This window comes from Rummeliibacillus sp. BSL5, from assembly GCF_052928305.1.
On sequence record NZ_JAVGCV010000006.1, the window covers coordinates 78,704 to 98,629 of the forward strand.

The 19,926-nt window shown below is 38.1% G+C and carries 16 protein-coding genes and 1 rRNA gene; 8 read left to right on the plus strand and 9 right to left on the minus strand.

The annotated features are described in order from the left end of the window. Positions 1 to 11 precede the first annotated feature (11 nt). The 9 genes from RCJ93_RS14520 to rpmH form a co-directional block, all read right to left on the minus strand. A complete protein-coding gene (locus RCJ93_RS14520; RefSeq protein WP_150285301.1) occupies positions 12 to 851 on the minus strand; it encodes a ParB/RepB/Spo0J family partition protein in 840 nt (279 codons plus the stop codon). Then, positions 844 to 1,605, minus strand: coding sequence for a ParA family protein (locus RCJ93_RS14525; RefSeq protein WP_446739369.1), 762 nt, complete (start codon positions 1,603 to 1,605; stop codon positions 844 to 846). Before RCJ93_RS14525 ends, RCJ93_RS14520 begins: the two co-directional genes overlap by 8 nt. Positions 1,606 to 1,883: 278 nt before the next feature. After that, a complete protein-coding gene (gene noc / locus RCJ93_RS14530; RefSeq protein ID WP_251648086.1) occupies positions 1,884 to 2,744 on the minus strand; it encodes a nucleoid occlusion protein in 861 nt (286 codons plus the stop codon). A 180-nt stretch (positions 2,745 to 2,924) separates the two neighbouring features. Then, entirely contained in the window at positions 2,925 to 3,641 is a 717-nt protein-coding gene (gene rsmG, locus RCJ93_RS14535) for a 16S rRNA (guanine(527)-N(7))-methyltransferase RsmG (protein ID WP_150285299.1), read from the minus strand. A 92-nt stretch (positions 3,642 to 3,733) separates the two neighbouring features. Beyond that, positions 3,734 to 5,620 (minus strand): tRNA uridine-5-carboxymethylaminomethyl(34) synthesis enzyme MnmG, encoded by a 1,887-nt coding sequence (gene mnmG, locus RCJ93_RS14540; protein WP_147197627.1) that lies wholly within the window; start codon positions 5,618 to 5,620, stop codon positions 3,734 to 3,736. A 65-nt stretch (positions 5,621 to 5,685) separates the two neighbouring features. After that, positions 5,686 to 7,071: a tRNA uridine-5-carboxymethylaminomethyl(34) synthesis GTPase MnmE gene (gene mnmE / locus RCJ93_RS14545; protein WP_066791195.1), complete on the minus strand. Its 1,386-nt coding sequence runs from the start codon at positions 7,069 to 7,071 to the stop codon at positions 5,686 to 5,688. A 209-nt stretch (positions 7,072 to 7,280) separates the two neighbouring features. Further along, complete coding sequence (gene jag / locus RCJ93_RS14550; RefSeq protein WP_446739370.1) at positions 7,281 to 8,102, minus strand: RNA-binding cell elongation regulator Jag/EloR; 822 nt, start codon at positions 8,100 to 8,102, stop codon at positions 7,281 to 7,283. A gap of 106 nt (positions 8,103 to 8,208) precedes the next feature. Next, the gene (rnpA, locus tag RCJ93_RS14555) at positions 8,209 to 8,589 is read right to left on the minus strand and encodes a ribonuclease P protein component (protein ID WP_066791199.1); all 381 of its coding nucleotides are present in this window, start codon (positions 8,587 to 8,589) and stop codon (positions 8,209 to 8,211) included. Between the two features lie 84 nt (positions 8,590 to 8,673). After that, a complete protein-coding gene (rpmH, locus tag RCJ93_RS14560) occupies positions 8,674 to 8,808 on the minus strand; it encodes a 50S ribosomal protein L34 (protein WP_066791201.1) in 135 nt (44 codons plus the stop codon). 564 nt (positions 8,809 to 9,372) lie between these two features. On the opposite strand from rpmH, the gene dnaA reads away from it, so the two are divergent. From dnaA to RCJ93_RS14600, 8 genes are all read left to right on the plus strand, one after another. After that, on the plus strand, positions 9,373 to 10,716 hold the full coding sequence (gene dnaA / locus RCJ93_RS14565; protein ID WP_066791203.1) for a chromosomal replication initiator protein DnaA: 1,344 nt from the start codon (positions 9,373 to 9,375) through the stop codon (positions 10,714 to 10,716). Positions 10,717 to 10,890: 174 nt separating this feature from the next. Next, a complete protein-coding gene (gene dnaN, locus RCJ93_RS14570) occupies positions 10,891 to 12,027 on the plus strand; it encodes a DNA polymerase III subunit beta (RefSeq protein ID WP_150285296.1) in 1,137 nt (378 codons plus the stop codon). Positions 12,028 to 12,198: 171 nt separating this feature from the next. Next, a complete protein-coding gene (gene yaaA / locus RCJ93_RS14575) occupies positions 12,199 to 12,426 on the plus strand; it encodes a S4 domain-containing protein YaaA (protein WP_066791207.1) in 228 nt (75 codons plus the stop codon). Position 12,427: 1 nt separating this feature from the next. After that, positions 12,428 to 13,543 carry a DNA replication/repair protein RecF gene (gene recF, locus RCJ93_RS14580; protein ID WP_150285295.1) on the plus strand — a complete coding sequence of 372 codons (1,116 nt, stop codon included), beginning with the start codon at positions 12,428 to 12,430 and terminating at the stop codon, positions 13,541 to 13,543. Positions 13,544 to 13,699: 156 nt separating this feature from the next. Continuing rightward, complete coding sequence (gyrB, locus tag RCJ93_RS14585; RefSeq protein ID WP_147197635.1) at positions 13,700 to 15,622, plus strand: DNA topoisomerase (ATP-hydrolyzing) subunit B; 1,923 nt, start codon at positions 13,700 to 13,702, stop codon at positions 15,620 to 15,622. Positions 15,623 to 15,647: 25 nt separating this feature from the next. Continuing rightward, a complete protein-coding gene (gene gyrA, locus RCJ93_RS14590) occupies positions 15,648 to 18,167 on the plus strand; it encodes a DNA gyrase subunit A (protein ID WP_446739371.1) in 2,520 nt (839 codons plus the stop codon). A gap of 155 nt (positions 18,168 to 18,322) precedes the next feature. Continuing rightward, a complete protein-coding gene (locus tag RCJ93_RS14595; RefSeq protein ID WP_150285293.1) occupies positions 18,323 to 19,417 on the plus strand; it encodes an HD-GYP domain-containing protein in 1,095 nt (364 codons plus the stop codon). A gap of 446 nt (positions 19,418 to 19,863) precedes the next feature. Then, positions 19,864 to 19,926: ribosomal RNA gene (locus tag RCJ93_RS14600) — 16S ribosomal RNA — on the plus strand; the annotation flags it as partial.

The following is a 19,926-nucleotide window of genomic DNA, read 5'->3' on the forward strand; positions in this document are numbered from 1 at the left end:
TGAACATCCTCTCAATCCTCTAGTAATTCTAATATGCGTTCTAAATCATCTTCTGAGAAGAACTCAATTTCAATTTTACCTTTATTTTTTGTTTTTTTGATTAAAACATTCGTGCCAAAATAATCCCGTAACTGCGATTCTTTTTCTTCTAGGAATATATCTTTCTTTCCTTTATTTTTTGTTTCACGTGAAACATCCTCATTAAGAGATTGAACAAGCTCTTCCAATTGGCGGACATTAAGATGTTGCTTTATGACCTTTTCTGCCACAAGAGGTATTTGCTTTTTATTTTTCAATCCTAATAACGTTCTTCCATGTCCCATTGTTAGGGCCCCATCATTGATATATTGCTGAATATCTTTTGGTAGTGACAGCAATCGTATATGATTGGCAATATGAGGACGGCTTTTTCCCAATCGTTGAGACAATTGATCTTGTGTCAGCTTTAGAGCCTCCAATAAACTTTGGTACGCTTCTGCTTCTTCAATTGGCGATAAATCTTCTCGTTGAAGATTCTCTAAAATGGCCAACTCCATCATTTGTGCATCGTCTAACTCACGGATAACAGCAGGCACTTCTACCAGTCCTGCCAATTGAGCTGCGCGGAAGCGTCGTTCGCCTACAACAATTTCATATTTAACTCTTTTCTTCCTTACTATAATCGGCTGTAGAATACCATGTTCCTTTATTGATTGAGCTAGCTCCTCTAATGCGGATTGATCAAATATCTTACGAGGCTGAAAAGGATTTGCTCTGATATCTTTGATAGAGATTTGCGTTACTTGATCTCTTTCAGATAAATCTTGTTCTTGAAAAAGCGCGCCCAAACCTTTGCCTAATCCTTTAGCCATTCTTAATCACCTCTCTCGCCAACTCCATATAAACTTCAGCTCCACGTGATTTGCGATCATATATAATGATAGGTTCACCATGGCTCGGAGCTTCACTTAAACGTACATTCCTTGGCACGATTGTTTTGTATACTTTGTCTTGAAAATACTTTTTTACTTCTTCAATTACTTGAAGCCCCAAATTCGTACGGGCATCTAGCATTGTCAACAAAACTCCATCAATGACAAGATTGTTATTCAAATGCTTTTGGACTAAACGTATAGTAGACAACAACTGGCTTAAACCTTCAAGCGCATAGTATTCACATTGCACGGGGATTAAGATAGCATCTGCTGCTGTAAGTGAGTTAATTGTTAATAAACCTAATGAAGGTGGACAATCTATAATAATAAAATCATATTCTTTTTTCAGTTGATCGATGGCATGCTTTAAACGCACTTCTCTAGAGATTGTAGAAACCAACTCAATTTCTGCCCCAGCAAGCGCTATCGTAGCTGGTACAACATAGAGATTTTCCATTTTTGTTTGGGTAATAGCTTCATGTATAGGTTCATCATCAATAAGTACGTCGTAAATGCACTTTTCTACTTCCCCTTTATTGACTCCTACACCACTTGTTGCATTTCCTTGCGGATCCATATCGATTAATAATACCTTTTTTCCTAATTCAGCAAGGCACGCGCTTAAATTTACAGATGTTGTTGTTTTGCCAACGCCGCCTTTTTGATTTGCAATTGCTATTGTTCTTCCCATGGTGCACCTGCTTTCAATAACATATTGAGTGTAACAAACATACCTTTTTCTACATTCTATCAAAAAAATACGTGTTCGGCTCCAATTTAAAAGAGTAAAATGCAAAAATTTAAAAGGCTCAGTTAATCATTATCTGGATTTTTTATAGCAAATTTTTAAGGGAATATGCTGTTATCAGCGGACTTGGCTGCAATCTATTGTTTGAGTTCACAATGTAAAAGAAGGCTTAAATAATCAAAAACCCTTATTCTATTGCTAGAGTAAGAGTTTTAGATGGGCTATTTCTTCTTTTTTGGTATCTTTACAGTAATTTGATAAAATTCGTCGTGTTCTTCTTCTTCCGTTTCCACGGAAATCCCCGTTTTATTTACCATTGTTAAAGATTGTCGAATTGTATTAAGGGCGATTCGGATATCTTTGCTAATCGCTTTACGTTTTGGTTTAGGTTTTTTTACCTTTTCAACCGGATTGGCAATTTCAATAATTCTTTGTTCCAACTGCCTCACGTTATATCCTTTTTCAATTATTTCTTCCAATAATTGAAGCTGCAATTCTTCATCTTTAATGGGCACCAGTGCTCTTGCATGCCTTTCGGAAATGTCTCGTTTTAAAATGGCCTCTTGAATCGAATGAGGCAGCTTTAATAGGCGCAGTTTATTGGCAATCGTTGATTGCCCTTTACCTAATCTTTGAGCAAGCGCTTCCTGCGTTAGCTCATGAAGCTCCAAAAGTCTTTGGTAAGCCTGAGCTTCTTCAATAGAAGTCAGTTCTTCTCGCTGCAAGTTTTCAATTAAAGCAACCGAAGCAGTTTCCTTGTCATTCATATCGCGAATAATAGCAGGCACTTCTAACCAGTTTAATGATTTCATCGCGCGGTAGCGTCGTTCGCCGGCGATAATCTCATATTTATCTTCTTCGTATTTACGAACAACTATTGGTTGAATTACCCCATGCGTATGAATTGTCCGGGCTAATTCCTCAATCTTGGCATCATCAAAAATTGTGCGGGGTTGATATCGATTGGGGCTAATCTTATCAATGGGGATATTGGAAACTGTCTCTTTATCCCTACCCTCGGTTTTTGAGGTGTTTTCTACTTTCTCACCACTTCCAAAAAAACGTGAAAAAGCACTTTTCATCCCTTGGCACCACCTTTTAGCAATATTTCCTTCTTTAATCCATTATGGATGAAGAATAGAGGCGACTATCTATCTATATATATTTTCTAACATTATACAAAAAGTAAGTATGTCCAATTATATTATAGTGTCTTTTAATCAAAAACGATAGATTCCTTTTTCGTTTCATGTGAAACATTTCTAGTGAATTGGAGATTTATTAGGCATACCGGCCTTACGTGGATATTTTTTTGGTGTGCTTTTTATCTTTTTGAATACATATATTGTACGTTCGCTATTTTCTATTGGGAGTGAAAATTTATATTGATCCATCAATTTAGTGCCAAGTACTTGAATTGCCTTTTTAGCATCCGTTAATTCTTCCTCACCACTGGCAGCTTTCATCGCAACAAAGATGCCATCATTCTTTACAAGTGGTGCGCACAACTCTGACAATACAGATAGCCGTGCGACTGCGCGTGCAGTTACTAGATCAAACTTTTCACGGTATTGCCCCATTTGTCCAAAGTCCTCAGCGCGAGAATGAACGAATTGCATATTTTCTAATTCTAATACATCGCTTAAGTGATGTAAAAATTGAATTCTCTTATTTAATGAATCAACAATCGTCACCTTTAAATGTGGGAAGCAAATTTTAATCGGGATACTCGGAAACCCAGCACCGGCTCCTACATCGCAGAGTGATTCGATATCGTTAAAGTTTATATAAAAAGCAGCACTAATCGAGTCATAAAAATGCTTTAAATAAACAGAAGGTTGATCAGTGATCGCAGTTAAATTCATTTTTTCGTTCCATTCGACTAATGTTTCAAAATATAAATGGAATTGTTGTACTTGCTTCTCTGATAACTCTATTCCTTGCTCTTTTAATGATTGCATAAACTGTTCTTCGTTCATGTTATTCCCCTTTCATAGTGCTGCGAAGGCTCTCATCTAATTAATAGTAGACATGCACTGCCAAGTAGGCATGCATGTCTAGGATTTATTATCTATACTTTTGCTATCTTACCATGTTCTATATACACTAGTAAAATTGATATATCAGCAGGATTTACTCCTGAAATCCGTGAAGCTTGGGCAACTGAAAGCGGACGAACTTCTTTAAGTTTTTCTTTTGCTTCTGTTGCAATCCCTGAAATAGCATCATAATCGATATTCTCAGGAATCTTCTTGCCTTCCATTTTCTTCAGCTTTTCGACTTGTTGAAGAGCTTTCTCAATATATCCTTCATATTTCACTTGAATTTCAACTTGTTCTTTTACTTCTTCATTCAGTTCCACTTCAGATGGTGCAAAGGCTGAAACGAATGCATAATTTGCTTCAGGACGTTTTAATAAATCTGTTCCTCGGATGCCATCTTTTAATGGACTGCTGCCTATTTCTGCAAGAGCAGCTTGAGTTTGCTCATTTGGTTTTATAATGATATCGTGCAATCTTGCAATCTCATTCTCCACTTGTTCTTTTTTAACTAAGAAGCGTTCATAGCGTTCTTGAGAGATAAGACCTGCTTGATAAGCACGTTCTGATAAACGAATGTCAGCATTATCATGGCGAAGCAGCAATCTATATTCCGCGCGTGATGTAAGAAGGCGATAAGGTTCATTTGTCCCTTTTGTCACTAAGTCGTCTATAAGCACGCCAATATAAGCATCTGCGCGGCCTAGAATCATTTCTTCCTTATCAAGAGCTTTTGCAGCTGCATTAATGCCGGCCATTAAACCTTGACCTGCTGCTTCCTCATATCCAGATGTACCGTTAATTTGGCCAGCAGTGTACAGATTTTGGATGCGCTTTGTTTCAAGCGTTGGCCATAATTGTGTTGGTACAATTGCATCATATTCAATCGCATAACCAGCGCGCATCATTTCTGCTTTTTCAAGCCCTGGTATGGTTTCAAGCATTTTGCGTTGGATATGTTCAGGTAAGCTTGTTGATAGTCCTTGTACATAGACTTCTTGTGTATTGCGTCCTTCTGGCTCCAAGAACAATTGGTGGCGTGGTTTGTCATTGAAGCGTACAATCTTCGTTTCAATTGACGGACAATAACGTGGGCCTGTCCCCGTAATCACGCCAGTAAACATTGGTGATTGTTCTAAATTATCATTAATGATTTGATGCGTTTCCGGACTTGTATAAGTTAACCAGCATGGAATTTGATCTGTTATGAATTCTGTCGTTTCATAGCTGAATGCACGTGGTTCAGGATCTCCAGGTTGGATTTCCGTTTTGCTGTAATCAATGGTCTTGCTGTTCACACGCGGTGGCGTACCTGTTTTAAATCGTACCATTTCAAAACCAATTTCTCGCAAGTTATCCGCAAGTTTGATAGATGGTTGTTGGTTGTTTGGTCCGCTAGAGTATTTTAAGTCGCCAATGATGATTTCACCGCGCAAGAAAGTTCCTGTTGTAATAATGACAGTCGAAGCGCGATAAATTCCACCTACTTGTGTAATAACACCCTTTACTTCATCATCTTCAATAATCAGTTCATCAACCATAGCTTGGTGAATTGTCAAATTTTCTTGTTCCTCTAATAGCTTTTTCATTTCTTGTTGGTATAAGACTTTGTCTGCTTGTGCACGTAATGCACGAACAGCAGGACCTTTACCGGTATTAAGCATACGCATTTGAATATGCGTTTTATCAATTACTTTGCCCATTGCTCCGCCCATTGCGTCGATTTCACGGACAACAATACCTTTTGCCGGTCCTCCTACTGATGGGTTGCATGGCATAAAGGCAATCATATCTAAGTTGATCGTTAATACTAATGTTTTAGCGCCCATGCGAGCGGAAGCGTATGCTGCTTCAACACCTGCATGACCGGCGCCTATGACGATAACATCGAACGTGCCTGCTTCATAATTTGTTGGCATGCTCGTTACTTCCTTTCTATAGTAAGAATTAGTTTGATGCTTTCTCTGTCGTATTTGCTATGGCGTTATTTTCCTAAGCAGAATTGAGAGAAAAGCTGATTAATTAGGCTATCTTGCACCGTATCCCCGACAATTTCGCCGAGAATCTCCCATGCTCGTGTTACATCTATTTGAATCATATCGACAGGCACGCCTGCTTCTGCTGCAGTAATCGCATCTTGAATACGATCAAGTGCTTGATGCAACAATGCAATATGGCGAGCATTCGATACATACGTTAAGTCATTTGCTTCAACAGAACCTTCGAAGAATAGTGCTGCAATTGCTTCCTCTAGTTCTGCTACACCCTCTTCTTGCAACAATGAAGTCGTCACAACTCTTCTTTCTCCTGCAAGTTGTTTTACTTCATCTATATCTATTTTTTGAGTCAAATCTGTTTTATTGACTACAACAATATAATCCATGTTTTGAATAGTATCAAATAAACGTCTATCTTCTTCGGTCAATTCCTCATGGTAGTTGACAACGAGCAATATAAGATCTGCCTCTTTTAAAACTTGTCTCGACCTTTCTACTCCGATACGTTCGACAATATCTTCTGTTTCACGTATCCCTGCTGTATCTACCAAGCGTAATGGAACGCCGCGTACATTGACGTATTCTTCTATAATATCACGTGTTGTTCCTGCAACATCAGTGACAATAGCTTTATTTTCTTGTACTAAACTATTTAAGAGAGAAGATTTTCCCACATTTGGACGCCCTAATATAACGGTCGATAAACCCTCACGCAAAATTTTTCCTTGTGACGAAGTTTGAAGAAGTTTCTCGACTTCGCTCTTTACCCATGTGGCCTTTTCTAACATTAGTGGAATGGTCATTTCTTCTACATCATCGTATTCGGGATAATCGATATTTACTTCTACCTGTGCTAATACCTCAATCAATGCTTGTCTTAATTGGTTAATTAATCGTGATAATTTACCATCCATTTGATTTAGCGCTACGTTCATCGCTCTGTCTGTTTTAGCACGAATTAAATCCATCACAGCTTCTGCTTGCGATAAGTCGATACGGCCATTTAAAAATGCCCGTTTTGTAAACTCGCCTGGTTCTGCCATTCTTGCACCATTACGTAGAACAAGTTGCAAGACTCGATTGACTGAGACTAATCCCCCATGGCAATTAATTTCTACTACATCTTCACGTGTAAAGGTTTTTGGCCCCCTCATGAGCGAGACCATAACTTCTTCTACTACCTCACCCGTCTCTACCTCTTTTAAATGCCCATAATGAATGGTATGGGATTTTTTTGAGGATAACTTTTTACCGCTTGGCAAACTGAAAATCCGGTCTGCAATTTCTACCGCTTGGTCACCGCTTAATCGAACAATGGCGATCGCTCCTTCTCCCATCGGAGTCGAAATCGCTGCAATAGTATCAAATTCCATTAGTGAACAAACCTCCTATATAATAAAACTTTAATCTGTGGATTTTTTTCCACAGCGTATTAGTTGAACAGTTCGTTGATTATGCCCGATAAAAATTATCCACATGTGGATAATTTTATTTTTCTATTCTAGCACTTAATCTTACCATAAAAGTGCAAAAAAATAAGTCCTTCTCGTCTGGGGAGAAGGACTCTTTCACAATCCTTAAGTTAAGCTCGTATAGGTTCAATGACTAAATGTCTCTTGGTGTCTTCGCCTTTTGAGTAGGTTTCAACGTCTAAACGGTCTGCCAAAATATGGTGTATAATTTTACGCTCATTTGAAGGCATTGGCTCTAGTTCTACCCTTTTGCCTGTATAGACTGCTTTATCGGCCATTTTGTTCGCCAATACTTCTAATGATTGCTTTCTTTTTTCACGGTAATTCCCTACATCCAGTTTCACCATAATGAAGCGTTTGACATACTGGTGGGCAACTAATTGTGCCAATTCCTGTAGAGCATTTAATGTGTTACCTCTTTTACCAATAAGCAATGCAGCTGAGTTGGTTGATAAATTAAATTGTATCACTTTGCCTTGTTGTACTGTCTCTATATGGAGATCAGAGATGGAAAGCTGCTTAGAAATATCGGATAGATATTCTTCTACTTTAGAAATAGCTAGTTCATAATCATTGCGTTCAAACGGTACTTCTGCATTTTCGCTGGTTGTTTGCATTTCGAGATTTTCTTCAATAGTACTTAAACTACTGCCAATCTGCGGTTCTGCCACTTCAGATTGACTATTCTCAAGATTCTCAACCAGCTCTGCTTTTTCTTGAAGCGGTTCTGCAGCCTCTTGTACAGCAAAGGGTTTTTGTGCTTGCTTTTCTGTGACTCGGATCTGCGCCTTTTTAGAACCAAAACCTAAAAAACCTTTTTTTGCTTCTTGGAGAATTTCAACATCTACTTGTTTACGGGTAAGGTTAAGCTCATGCAAGGCAAGCAAAAGTGCTTCCTCTACAGTTGCGCCTGTTTGCGTAATCTGTTTCATATCTGGGCTCCTCCTCTTCGCAGGCTTTGTTTGATGTGCTAAAAGCTCACTAACATAGCTCTTCGCCATGTGGCCATTAGCAGAAATCCCTGCAAAATTGAATGATTTACTTTATTCTACCATGCGGTTTCTTTTGGTCTCTACTGCTTCTCTTCATTACCTTTGCAATTTTTAATACATGCATTAGGCTTTTCTTTGTTTCATGAAAATCTAAATCGGCCGCCGGGTTCCTGGCGATAATGACGTAGTCCATATGCTGCTGCAATTCACCATCTAGTTCTAAAAAACTTTGGCGGACATAACGTTTAATTTGGTTTCTTGTGACTGCCTTTGCTACTTTTTTATTAATGGATAAACCAATCCTAAACTCAGTTTGCTTTTCCTTTTCAAGGAAGTAAACGACAAACTGCCGATTGGCGAATGACTTTCCTTTTTTGAATACCTTTTGAAAGTCTTCATTCTTTTTAATTCTGCGGCGTTTTTTCATTTTTCACCTGCTTATTCCTCTTTTTCTTCTCCTACGTATAATAAAAGAAAAAAAGACCACTGAGTTTATTCAGTGGACTCATGGTTATGCTGATAATACTTTTCTTCCTTTACGGCGACGAGCAGCGATCACTTTACGACCGTTTTTAGTAGCCATACGTGCGCGGAAGCCATGTACTTTACTATGCTTACGTTTTTTTGGTTGGTATGTGCGTTTCATTATATGACACCTCCTGATGAAAGTCTATTAATTCAATACTACAGACAGTCTTGCATATTATAGCTATTAGCAGCCAACTTTGTCAACTGTCTTCTGTAAATACTTAATCTCATCTGTTTTATTTCTCTGCTTAAATTTATCCACAGTTCTATCCCTCTTCTCTCAAACAACCCTGTGAACATATTTTTTTCGCTAAATTTTATCCACAACACTTACTGACAACTTTTTCACAAGTTCAAACCGTGTGGATAAAGTGTTATGCATAATTATACATTGTGTGGATAACATCTTAGAAACACTTGTCAGACAACATTTTTCTTGCTACAATTGTTGTGCTTCATTCTGTCGATAAATTTATAGCGTCAGATTTTATCCACAAATGTTAATAACCTGTGGATAATGATATCCACGCTATCAGGACAGTGTTTATCCACAGGATGTGTTTACTGTGATTAATATGTCATTAATCTACTTAATTCGTTATTATTTTTAACTCATAGAAAACTACTATCTTGAAAAAATGAAAAATATCATAGACCAGTATTTTAGAAAAGGAGAAGCGCCTTGGAACATATTGAAGAATTATGGGACAAAGTACTCTCTGAAGCGAAACAAAAAATATCCAAACCGAGCTTTGAAACTTGGTTGAAGTCAACGAAACTATTGGCTTATAACGGTGATACTGTGACAATCTCAGCGCCCAATTCATTCGGCCGCGAGTGGCTTGAAAATCACTACGTACACCTAATAGCGGCTATTTTAGCTGAACTGACAGGGAAAGATTTGCATATTCGCTTTGTTGTTCAGCAAGATTCGAACTCAGAGAACTTTGATATCCCGACACCACCCATTTCAGGGAATTCAAAAGAGCAATCCGAAACACCTTCTGGAATGCTGAATTTAAAAAACACATTTGATACATTTGTAATTGGTTCGGGCAACCGCTTTGCACACGCTGCATCCTTGGCCGTAGCAGAGGCGCCGGCCAAAGCTTATAATCCATTATTTATCTATGGGGGAGTGGGGCTAGGAAAAACTCACCTGATGCATGCGATTGGCCATTATGTATTAGAGCATAATCCAAAAGCGAAAGTTGTATACTTGTCATCTGAAAAATTTACAAATGAATTTATTAATTCAATTCGTGATAACCGAGCAGAGGAATTTCGCAATAAATACCGAAGTGTTGATGTCCTTCTAATTGACGATATTCAATTTTTGGCTGGAAAAGAATCAACACAAGAGGAATTTTTCCATACATTCAACACGTTACACGAAGAATTTAAACAAATTGTTATCTCCAGCGACCGTCCGCCTAAAGAAATCCCAACGCTGGAAGACCGCTTGCGTTCACGCTTTGAGTGGGGTTTAATTACTGATATTGCTCCGCCAGATCTTGAAACGAGGATCGCTATATTACGAAAAAAGGCTAAAGCAGATAATCTTGATATACCAAACGAAGTGATGCTTTATATTGCTAACCAAATAGATTCCAACATACGCGAGCTAGAGGGCGCGCTTATTCGTGTTGTCGCTTATTCCTCACTCGTTAATGAGGACATCACTGCAGAATTGGCTGCACAAGCATTAAAAAATATCATACCGAATGCCTCTCCACGCACGTTGACTATTCTCGACATTCAAAAAGCTGTTGGTGAGCATTTTCACATTAAACTCGAAGATTTTTCTGCTAAAAAGCGGACAAAGTCAATTGCATTTCCAAGACAAGTCGCTATGTACTTATCGCGTGAAATGACAGATTGTTCACTTCCTAAGATTGGCGATGAGTTTGGCGGTCGAGACCATACGACCGTTATCCATGCGCATGAAAAAATCTCTACTCTTTTGAAAAGTGATCAGGGTTTACAGCAAGATATTAAACAAATAAAAAGTATGCTAGGCAAGTAATCTATTTGTGGATAACACGAAATGTTAACAACAAACTTATACACAGTCTATCTACATGTGGATAGACTGATTTTATTTGGCTAGAGAGGGCTTATCCACAAATCCACAGGCCCTATTACTATATCTATTAATATTTAATAAATAATAAATAATATATAAGCGAGGTTTGTAACAATGAAATTTAGTATCATGAGGGACCGTTTGTTAGATGGATTGAATGATGTAATGAAAGCTGTAAGTTCAAAAACAACCATTCCAATTTTAACTGGAATCAAAATTGATATTTCTTCTGAAGGAGTGACTTTAACAGGTAGTGATGCAGACATCACAATCCAAACCTTTATTCCTGTTGAAGAAGATGGAAAAGAAATCGTCCAAGTAAAAGAACCAGGTTCAATTGTTCTACAAGCACGGATGTTTAACGAAATTATCCGTAAGCTGCCAACAAACGAAGTAGTAGTAGAGGTTAGTGAACAATTACAAACACGTATCCAATCTGGTAAATCGGATTTCCACCTTATTGGCTCGGATGCATCTGAATATCCTTTGTTGCCTGATATTTCAGCGGATCGTCAAATTACACTACCTGCTGATTTATTGAAAACGATTATTCGCGAAACTGTATTTGCTGTATCAACCACTGAAAGTCGTCCCGTGTTGACAGGTGTAAAGTGGGAAATTAAAGACAACAGTTTAGTCTGTATTGCAACAGATAGCCATCGTCTAGCTCAAAGGAAAGTAACGCTTGAACAATTGCCGTCTGAAGAAATGAATGTTGTCATTCCAGGGAAAAGCTTAACTGAATTAAGTAAAATCCTTAGTGATTCACCACACCCTGTAGATATCTTTATGACAAATCAGCAAGTTTTATTCAAAACTCCTGATGTTTTATTTTTCTCTAGATTGTTGGAAGGTAACTATCCGGATACATCACGCCTTATTCCGGAAGAATCATCTACTATTGTTACAATTAATGGGAAAGCTTTATTGCAAGGTATTGATCGTGCTTCACTTCTTGCAAGAGAAGATCGGAATAACGTTGTACGCTTCTCAACAATTGATACTGGCACAGTAGAGATTTCATCCAATTCACCTGAAATTGGTAAGGTGGAAGAAGAAATTCAAATCGACTCTTTTGAAGGGGAAGAACTTAAAATTTCTTTTAGTGCGAAGTATATGATGGATGCTTTAAAAGCTATTGACGGTCAAGAAGTTGTAATTCAATTTACGGGTGCTATGCGACCTTTCACTATCCGTTCAATTCATGATGATGCGATATTGCAACTAATTTTACCTGTCCGCACATACTAATATTTTTTTACTATAGCTTCCGCTAAAAATTATTTCCCAAATATTTTAGTACCTGGTACTAAAAATGTCTTTTTGTACGAAAAGGATAGTCAAATGCACGACTATCCTTTTTACTTATGAACAAAAGTTCGGTAAAATAGAATAAGATAAGAGCAGATAGGATGAAGTGAAGTGAAGAATATCATTTTAGAAAGTGAATTTGTTACACTTGGACAGTTTTTGAAAATAGCCGATGCTATTAGCTCAGGCGGAATGGCTAAATGGTTTTTACAAGAAAATGATGTATATGTGAACGGTGAAGTAGATCGCAGACGTGGCCGTAAACTCTATGCTGGCGACCTGATTAATATACCTGGTTGCGGGAGATTTAACCTTGTAGAGCCACAAAGCGAGGAGTAGCATGCATATTGAGCATTTAAAGCTTAAAGACTATCGTAATTACGAATCTCTTGATTTGTCCTTTTCTCCAAAAATCAATGTGTTTATTGGCGAAAATGCACAAGGGAAGACAAATGTAATGGAATCAATCTATGTCCTAGCTATGGCAAAATCGCATCGTACGTCAAGTGAGAAAGAATTGATACGGTGGGGGCAAGAATATGCTAAAATAGAAGGGGACATCCAAAATAGATATGGTCGCTTGCCAATGGAATTAACTATTTCCAAGAAAGGTAAAAAAGCCAGAGTAAATCATTTGGAGCAGAGCCGATTAAGCGATTATATAGGGCAAATGAATGTTGTTATGTTTGCTCCGGAAGATTTAAACGTAGTAAAAGGTAGTCCTCAGGCGAGAAGGCGTTTTTTAGATATGGAGATTGGCCAGATTTCCCCAGTCTACTTGCATGATCTGTTAACCTTTCAGAAGCTATTAAAACAGCGGAATCATTTACTTAAACAAAATCAAGGGAAAAAAACATTTAATGATGTAATGTTTGATGTTTATACAGAGCAGTATATTGAAGCAGCAGTCAAAGTAATCCAAAAAAGATTCCACTTTATGGAATTACTTCAAGCCTGGGCAGGGCCAATTCATTATTCAATTTCACGAGAACTTGAAAATATGGAGATTCGTTATCGCCCTGTCAGCGGTATGGATGTAGATTGGTCTGCTGAACAAATGGCAGATCACTTGGCTGCAAAAATAAAGGAACAGTCTCAAAGAGAGTTGGAAAGAGGCGTAACATTGGTTGGTCCACATCGTGACGATTTGCAATTCATTGTGAATGGCTATGATGTCCAAACATATGGTTCTCAAGGACAACAAAGAACGACTGCACTGTCATTAAAGCTAGCAGAAATAGAGTTGATCAAACAAGAAGTGAATGATACGCCTATTCTTTTGCTTGATGACGTTCTTTCAGAATTAGATGATTATCGGCAATCTCATTTGCTTAACACGATAAAAGGTGAAGTCCAAACATTTGTCACAACGACAAGTGTGGAAGGCATAGAACATGAAACCATTCGCGAGTCAGAAATGTTTCATGTGAAACAAGGCTCCGTGGATACTGAGTGATCTTAGTATTTGCGGATTTTATTAATATGGGAATCTGACCTTGCTAATTAATTGCGTTGAAAGCCAGGTATTCTGCGCTTTAAGCCGCAAATTTCAAGGTTTAAGAAATTTACAAATAATGCATACTAATGCCATGAAAGAGTAGGTGGAACAATAATGGCGATTGAAGATAAAAGCCCTGCAGCTTATGATGCAGACCAGATACAAGTATTAGAGGGACTAGAAGCAGTACGTAAACGTCCGGGTATGTATATTGGTTCGACAAGTTCCAAGGGGCTGCACCATCTTGTATGGGAAATCGTCGACAACAGTATTGACGAAGCATTAGCTGGTTATTGTACTGAAATCACTGTTGCGATTGAAAAGGACAACTGGATCAGAGTAGAAGATAACGGACGAGGCATCCCTGTTGATACTCAAGAGAAGGTCGGCAAGCCGGCAGTAGAAGTTATCATGACTGTTTTGCATGCTGGTGGTAAATTCGGCGGCGGCGGATATAAAGTATCAGGAGGTTTGCACGGAGTAGGTGCATCTGTTGTAAATGCGCTTTCGATTGAAACAGACGTGCAAGTACACCGTGACGGACACATCCATGAAATTAAATTTGAACGCGGCAGAACAATCCAGCCGCTTACCATCATTGGTGATACGGACCATAATGGTACTACTACCCGTTTTAAAGCAGATCCAACCATTTTTAAAGAAACCACTGTTTATGAATATGACATTCTAGCACACCGTATCCGCGAATTAGCTTATTTAAACCGCGGTATTACGATTATAATTATGGATGAGCGAAATGAAGAAATTCGTAAAGATGTCTATCACTATGAAGGTGGTATTAAATCTTATGTAGAACAGCTTAATGAAAATAAAGAGCCATTGCATGAAGCGATTGATTTAAAAGGCGAAAAAGATGGAATTTCCATTGAAATTGCCATGCAGTATAATTCAGGTTTTGCCTCTACTATTTTGTCATTCGCAAATAATATCAATACGTATGAGGGTGGGACTCATGAATCGGGCTTTAAAACAGCGTTGACGCGTGTGATCAATGACTATGCCCGAAAGAATAACCTGCTTAAGGATTCTGATGCAAATTTATCCGGAGAAGACGTACGTGAAGGTCTTGTAGCAATTGTTTCTATAAAGCATCCAGACCCACAATTTGAAGGTCAAACAAAAACAAAGCTTGGTAATTCAGAGGTTAGTTCCATTACGAATTCTCTGTTCTCCGAACGCTTTGAACGCTTTTTATTAGAAAACCCAACAGTTGCTAGAACAATAGTCGATAAAGGTTTAATTGCATCACGTGCACGTGTTGCAGCAAAGAAAGCTAGAGAGATGACACGTCGTAAATCTGCGTTAGAGATTTCAAGTTTGCCAGGGAAGTTGGCTGATTGTTCTTCTCGCCATCCTGAAGAGTGTGAAGTATACATCGTTGAAGGTGACTCTGCCGGCGGTTCAGCGAAGTCTGGGCGTGACCGTCACTTCCAAGCTATCCTTCCACTTCGCGGTAAAATCTTAAATGTCGAAAAAGCCCGTCTAGATCGCATTTTGTCGAATGAAGAAATCCGTGCCATGATCACAGCTGTCGGTACAGGTATTGGTGAAGAGTTCAATTTAGAGAAGGCACGTTATCATAAAATTGTTATCATGACGGATGCCGATGTCGATGGCGCTCATATACGAACGTTATTATTGACATTCTTCTTCCGTTTTATGCGGCCGTTAATCGAAGCAGGCTATGTGTACATTGCACAGCCGCCGCTATTCAAAATACAGCAAGGTAAGCATGTCGAATATTGCTATAGCGATAAAGAATTACAGGAAATTTTAGAGCGTTTACCAAGCCAACCAAAGCCTGGTATCCAACGTTACAAAGGTCTTGGTGAAATGGATGCGGAGCAATTGTGGGATACTACAATGGACCCGGATAATCGTGTTTTATTGCAAGTCGAATTGGACGATGCGATTGAAGCAGATCGTACTTTTGAGCAATTAATGGGCGATAATGTAGAACCAAGACGCCAATTTATTCATGAAAATGCTGTTTATGTAGAAAACTTAGATATTTAGTTCCTTTTGAAGGGGGTTCCACACTTTGGCTGAAACAAATAACTCTGGCGTTAAAGGAGTTAATATAACAAAAACAATCAAAACCTCATTTTTAGATTATGCGATGAGTGTAATTGTTTCCCGGGCATTGCCTGATGTTCGAGATGGCCTAAAACCAGTTCAACGACGTATCCTATATGGAATGCAGGAATTGGGAAGTACTTCGGATAAGCCATATAAGAAGTCAGCTCGTATAGTAGGGGATGTAATGGGGAAATACCATCCACATGGTGACTCTTCTATTTACGAAGCAATGGTCCGCATGGCACAGGATTTTAGCTACCGGTATATGCTTGTTGACGGCCACGGTAACTTTGGTTCTGTCGATGGAGATGGGGCTGCGGCGATGCGATATACGGAATCCCGCATGTCTAAAATCGCCATGGAAATGCTTAGAGATATCAATAAAGATACAATTGATTATACAAACAACTATGACGGCAATGAAAAAGAGCCGGTTGTATTGCCTGCTCGCTATCCAAACCTGCTAGTGAATGGGGCTTCGGGGATCGCTGTTGGTATGGCTACAAATATTCCCCCACACCAATTGGGTGAAGTAATTGACGGCGTTTTGGCTATTTCTGATAATCCAGCCATTACAACGGAAGAGTTGATGGAGATTATTCCAGGTCCTGATTTCCCTACTGGTGGTTTGATTTTGGGTAGAAGCGGCATTCGCCGTGCATATGAAACAGGGCGCGGTTCAATTGTCATTCGTTCACGCGTGGAAATTGAAACAAAGTCTAGCGGAAAAGAAGTTATCGTAATTAATGAACTTCCTTACCAAGTCAATAAAGCCCGTTTAATTGAAAAAATTGCAGAATTAGTACGAGATAAACGGATTGATGGCATTACCAACATTCGCGATGAATCAGATCGAAATGGTATGAGGGTTACCATTGATGTACGAAAAGATGCCAATGCAAATGTAGTCCTAAACAATTTATATAAACAAACTGCTATGCAAACTAGCTTCGGTATTAACATGTTGGCTCTTGTTGGTGGGCAGCCAAAAGTTTTAAGCTTAAAAGAAGCTTTATTCCATTACTTGGAACATCAAAAGATCGTTATTACTAGGCGAACTAAATTTGAATTAAGCAAAGCTGAAAAACGTGCTCACATTTTAGAAGGTTTGCGTATTGCTCTTGATCATATCGATGAGATTATTAGTTTGATTAGAGCTTCTCAAACAGCTGAAGATGCGAAAAATGGCTTAATGGAACGCTTTAATTTGAGTGAACGCCAATCTCAAGCTATTTTAGATATGCGCTTGCAACGTTTGACAGGTTTGGAGCGTGACAAGATTGAAGCAGAGTACCAAGAATTGCTTCAATTAATTCAAGAGCTCAAAGATATTTTGGCAGATGAATCAAAAATAAGAAAAATTATTCATGATGAGCTTCTTGAGATTAAAGAACGCTTCAATGATGCTCGTCGTACAGATATTACAGCGGGTGGCATGGAAATGATTGAGGACGAAGATTTAATTCCTCGTGAAAACTCAGTTATTACCCTTACACATAATGGATATATTAAACGCCTACCAGCTAACACATATAGAAGTCAACGCCGAGGCGGCAGAGGCGTACAAGGTATGGGAACGCATGAAGATGACTTTGTAGAACATCTTCTATACACATCAACACATGACACCATTCTTTTCTTTACTTCAAAAGGGAAGGTATTTAAAGCAAAAGGTTATGAAATCCCTGAGTTTGGTCGTACAGCAAAAGGGCTTCCTATTGTTAACTTACTGAATGTAGATAAGGGTGAAAAGGTAACGGCTGTCATTCGTGTGGCTTCATACGAAGAAGATGCTTACTTTATCTTTACCACACGTACTGGAGTGGCGAAACGTACACCGCTATCCAACTTTGCGAATATAAGAACAAACGGTTTAATTGCAATTTCCTTAAAAGAAGACGATGAACTGATATCAGTCCGACTTACAAATGGACAACAAGAAATCATTATTGGTACTCATACAGGTATGCTCGTTCGCTTTAATGAAAATGATATTCGGTCAATGGGCCGTACCGCTACGGGCGTACGTGGCATTCGTTTAAGAGACGATGACTATGTAGTAGGTATGGAGATTATTGAACCAAATCAAGAAATCCTCGTTGTTACTGAAAAAGGTTATGGAAAACGTACACCTGAAGTAGAGTATCGCTTACAAAACCGAGGAGGCATTGGTATCAAAACATGCCAAATCACTGATAAGAACGGTCCTCTTGTTGCTGTTAAGGCAGTTGATGGATCAGAAGATGTTATGCTTATCACAGTAAATGGTATGCTGATACGGATGGATATTGAGGATATCTCGGTTACTGGTCGTAGCACACAAGGTGTTCGTTTAATCCGCCTAGCGGAAGATGAACATGTAGCAACAGTGGCGAAAGTTAAGAAAGAAGAAGCAATTGAAGCGGAGGTAATCAGCGAAGAGGAAGAAAATACTGATTCAACTGATTCAACTGAATCTCCTGCTGATGGAACAATAGAATAAGAGAAAAAGGTCCCGGAAATAATCTGGGGCTTTTTTTATGGAAAATTATAAAAAAGTTTACCTTGGACAAAAAAATTGAGATAAAATAACTATAGATTCAATTTCTTCATAAGAAACAGGAGAGAAACTCATTTGAATGCAAGGGGGGGTTACAAGTGGATTACCAATTAGTTAAGTTGTCTGATCTACAGTTAGGCGCTATGGTTGCTAAAGATATTATGGCTAACACACAATATCCTATTCTATACAAAAATACAAAGATTACAGGAGAACACTTTCCAGTATTAAAGGCTTTTCAGATTGAAAAGATACCTATCGTTGATATAAAAGAAGCAGATAAAGCACAGCAAGTTCAAAGTGTGTCATCATCCATTGAAACCATAAAAGAAACGTTTAAAAACTCCTTTGAAAGAAAATACAATGAATCAGTAGCAAAATTTAAACAGGAATTTTTAAATTGGGATGCTGGTAGCAATGTAAATATTTCAAAAGTTCGTGAAAGCATATTGCCATTAATTGATGAAGTATTATTGAATAAAGAAAAGATATTTATCCTAAATGAATATTCGACAACAAAGGACTATTTTTACCATCATTCAATTGCAATTAGTTTAATTAGTGCGGTTATTGCTCAAAAAATGAATTACTCTAAAGGAGATATCACACAAATAGCAATTGCAGCGGCAGTAGCGGATGCTGGTATGGCAAAAATTAATAAAAAAATTCGTGAAAAGAATGGTCCACTGTCAGAATATGAGTTTAAGGAAATTCAAGAGCACCCATATTACAGTCTTCAGATGGTAAATCATATATCTACCTTAAAGAAAGAAATGAAACTAGCGATCTACCAACATCATGAGAGGTTAGATGGCAGCGGCTATCCAAAAGGAGAAAAAGGTAGTAAGGTATTAATTCACTCCCATATCATTGCGGTTGCAGATGTTTTCCATGCAATGACATGTGAAAGAATTTACCGTTCCAAAGAATCTCCATTCAAAGTGTTAGAAATGATCCGAGAAAATGACTTTGGAAAGTTTAATATAGAAGTTGTACAGGCTCTTAATACTTGTGTAGCAAATCTTTCTCTTGGTACAAGTGTAGAATTATCAAATGGTGAAGAAGGGACCATTATCTTTGCTAATAAAACGTCACCAGTAAGGCCTGTCATTAAGTTGTATGAAACAGAACAAATTGTTGATCTATCTAAAAATAGAAATATATATATTGAACGTTTAATTTTAAATAATTAATGAATCTAATTAAATAAACATAGCTATTGAAAAACATAGTACTGCAATTAAACTATACTAAGTTTGATTGCAGTTCTTTTTGTATGGCCATGTCTATAAAACACTTGGCTAAATCCAATTCTTTAGATCGAGTTACACATTCTTATTCAGTGAACAGAGATTAATTACCTTTTTAAAAAAGGTGTTGACTTTGATATCTATTTGGCGTATTCTATTTAAGTTGCCTCTAAAAAGCAATTAATTATATTGAAAAAATAATTCTAAAAAAGCGTTGACAATCTTTTAATAGTATTATATACTAATTAAGTCGTTAAGATGACGACGCAACATGAACCTTGAAAACTGAACAAGCAAGATGTTAATCATTTAAACTACTAACAATTGTTAGTTTTAAAGTCATCATCGTAAAGATGATGCGCTAGTGAAATTTTGAGCAATCAAACACTTTTATGGAGAGTTTGATCCTGGCTCAGGACGAACGCTGGCGGCGTGCCTAATACATGCAAGTC